At 59.7% G+C, this 2,633-nt stretch carries 4 protein-coding genes; all 4 read right to left on the reverse strand.

All coding sequences use genetic code 11. The features are described 5' to 3' along the window. Nucleotides 1–134: 134 nt before the first annotated feature. Entirely contained in the window at nucleotides 135–890 is a 756-nt protein-coding gene (gene zapD / locus AC1D0Z_RS19275; protein WP_477659795.1) for a cell division protein ZapD, read from the reverse strand. A gap of 45 nt (nucleotides 891–935) precedes the next feature. After that, nucleotides 936–1,547, reverse strand: coding sequence for a dephospho-CoA kinase (gene coaE / locus AC1D0Z_RS19280; RefSeq protein WP_477659796.1), 612 nt, complete (start codon nucleotides 1,545–1,547; stop codon nucleotides 936–938). A gap of 4 nt (nucleotides 1,548–1,551) precedes the next feature. Next, entirely contained in the window at nucleotides 1,552–2,403 is an 852-nt protein-coding gene (locus AC1D0Z_RS19285) for a prepilin peptidase (protein WP_477659797.1), read from the reverse strand. Further along, the coding region (locus AC1D0Z_RS19290; protein ID WP_477659798.1) for a type II secretion system F family protein at nucleotides 2,403–2,633 on the reverse strand (231 nt) is incomplete at its 5' end. The genes AC1D0Z_RS19290 and AC1D0Z_RS19285, both read right to left, overlap by 1 nt.

Genomic DNA, 2,633 nt, shown 5'->3' on the forward strand with positions numbered 1-2,633 from the left:
TAAATACTTTCACCTCCACAGCCCGGGCACACGACCCGTTTAGGGGCTGGAGAATCCTTCTTCTTCGCAGGCATGTTATCGACAGGTCTGGGGATTGAGCGGGTCTGTTGGCAAGAAAGCAGCAGGCCTTGGGTTCAGGAGCAAAGCGTCAGCTCAAACTCGGAATCTTCCGTGCTGGCGTGCAGCCGGTCGTCGCTGCCGTGGCGCATGAGGCGCACAGAGACAATCAGGCGGTTTCCGCTGATTTCGGGGATCAACCCAAGGGCAGGATCTATCCGGAGACGCAGCAGCTGAAAGGTGCGCCCTTGCGGCAGCGTCTGCTGGTATTGCCCGGCAGGCGCCACCACCTTTTGGGGCGCCCCGGAGTCGCGCAACAACGTCAACAACACACGTATGGATTCGGCCAGTGGCACCAGCGGTGTGATCCATCGCTGCAGGTCTTGCTGGCGTGTTTTGGTTTCCAGGTGCTGCCAGGCGTAGTAAGCCGGCAAATCAAATTCACAGGTTCCGCCGGGAATGCCGACACGGCTGCGAATGCTCATCAGCCAGTCGTTTTCGGTGAGGGAATGGCCGGCTTTGCCCGGCAGGTTGTTCAGGGCAGCAAAACACCCCTCAAGCTGGCCGGTGACTTCATCCAGAACGGCTTCGGAAATGGCCGGGTTGCCGCGATAACCATTGAGGACGTGTTTCTGTTTCTCGAGGTCCTTGAGCACATCGGTTTTCAGATCGGCCCGCGCACCCACGTCCATGATTTCAAAAATGGTCGTGATCGCGAAATGGTGATCCGTCGGGCTCTCACGCTCCACCAGTTCGCCGAGACGGCGGAACAGGTGTTCAAGTCGCAAATAGGTGCGTATGCGTTCGTGAAAAGGATACTCGTAAAGGATCACAGCGCTAAATTTCGTCGGCGTTAAATGAGGAGATTTGTTTGCGCATCATAGCCCGAAGCGCCCGGCGAGCTCGCGGACCCCGGCTTCGAGGCGAGCCAGGGACATGCCGTCGTTATAAAGGCAGATGTCAGCCGCAGACAGGCGCTGCGTACGGCTTGCCTGGCCGGCCATGATTTTCTCCACCACGTCCCGGGGCCAGCCGTTTCGGGCCATCACACGGCCAATCTGGGTCACTTCGCTGCAATCCACCACCAGAACCTGGTCCAGCTGTTGCCGCCACCGTCCCGACTCCACCAACAACGGGACGTCAAAGATGACACAAGCACTGCCGCTGGCAACTGCCTCTTCATACTGACGCAGGGTTTCGCGGCTTACCCAGGGATGCACGATGGATTCCAGCCGGCGCCGTGCAGAGGGGTCGTCAAAGACCAGCTTTCGCATGCGCTCCCTGTGCATGGCACCTTCGGGCGTGATCAGGTCTGCACCGAACAACGCCACGATTTCAGGGACTGCCACTCCGCCGGCTGCCGTGACCGCGCGGGAAATGGCGTCGGCATCCACCAGTGCGGCGCCGCGCGCAACCAGAATACCGGCCACCGTGCTCTTGCCGCTGCCAATACCGCCGGTCAGTCCAATACGCAGGGCTGCGCCGGCCATCGCATCACAGGCCCACGAATCGCAAAATGGATTGCGGCCCGAAGATCATGGCGGTAAATCCTGCGCCGGCCAGGAAAGGACCAAAGGGCACATACCCGCCTTCCCGCAGGCCGGTGGAGAACTTCAGCGCAATGCCGATGACCGCACCAATCACCGAGGCCATCAGGATCATGGGCACCAGCGCAGGCCAGCCGAACCAGGCACCGAGCGCGGCGAAAAGCTTGAAGTCGCCATAGCCCATGCCCTCTTTCCCCGTGACCAGTTTGAAGGCCCAGTAGACGAGCCACAAAGACAGATATCCGGCGACTGCACCCCACAAGGCCGTCGGCAAATTAACCGACGGGTTCCACTGCAAGGCAGCGGCGATCAAGCCGGCCCACAGCAAAGGCAAGGTGATATCGTCCGGAAGCAAGGTGGTATCCCAGTCAATCACCGCCAGCGCGAGCAATGCCGCGGAGAAGCCGCACCAGGCAAGCGCAGTCAGCGACCATCCCCAACGCCACGCACAAAAGAAAAACAGCGCGCCCGTCACCGCTTCCACGACGGGGTAACGTGCGCCGTAGGGTGTTCCACACACCGAGCACTTGCCACGCAGGAAGAGGTAGCTGGCTACCGGAATGTTTTCGTACCAGCGTATGGCATGGCCGCAGCTGGAGCATCGCGAACGCGGCACCAGCAGATTGAACTTGTCGGAAGGTTCCGCTGGATTACCGGCCAGTTCCGCGCATTCTTGCGCCCACTGCCGTTCCATCATTTTGGGAACGCGATAAATCACGACATTCAGGAAACTGCCAATGAGCAACCCCAAAATGCCGGCCAACGCCGCATCAAACACCGGGCCGAGCCCCGTCCCCATCAAACGACTTGGCCCAGCTTGAAGATAGGCAGGTACATGGCTACCACGATACCGCCAATAAGGGTTCCCAGGAACACAATGATGATCGGCTCCATCAGGCTCGACAGGCCAGCCACCATTTCGTCGACTTCCGCTTCATAGAAGTCAGCGGCCTTTCCGAGCATGTGATCAACGGACCCCGATTCCTCGCCGATGGCACACATTTGCAACACCATGGTTGGGAAAAGATT

It is taken from the genome of Polaromonas sp. P1_E3 (assembly GCF_056405935.1).

Coding starts and splice junctions, on each gene's coding strand:
- coaE (WP_477659796.1), bottom strand. CDS start 1,547: ATGGCCGGCGCAGCCCTGCGTATTGGACTGACCGGCGGTATTGGCAGC.
- AC1D0Z_RS19285 (WP_477659797.1), bottom strand. CDS start 2,403: ATGGGGACGGGGCTCGGCCCGGTGTTTGATGCGGCGTTGGCCGGCATT.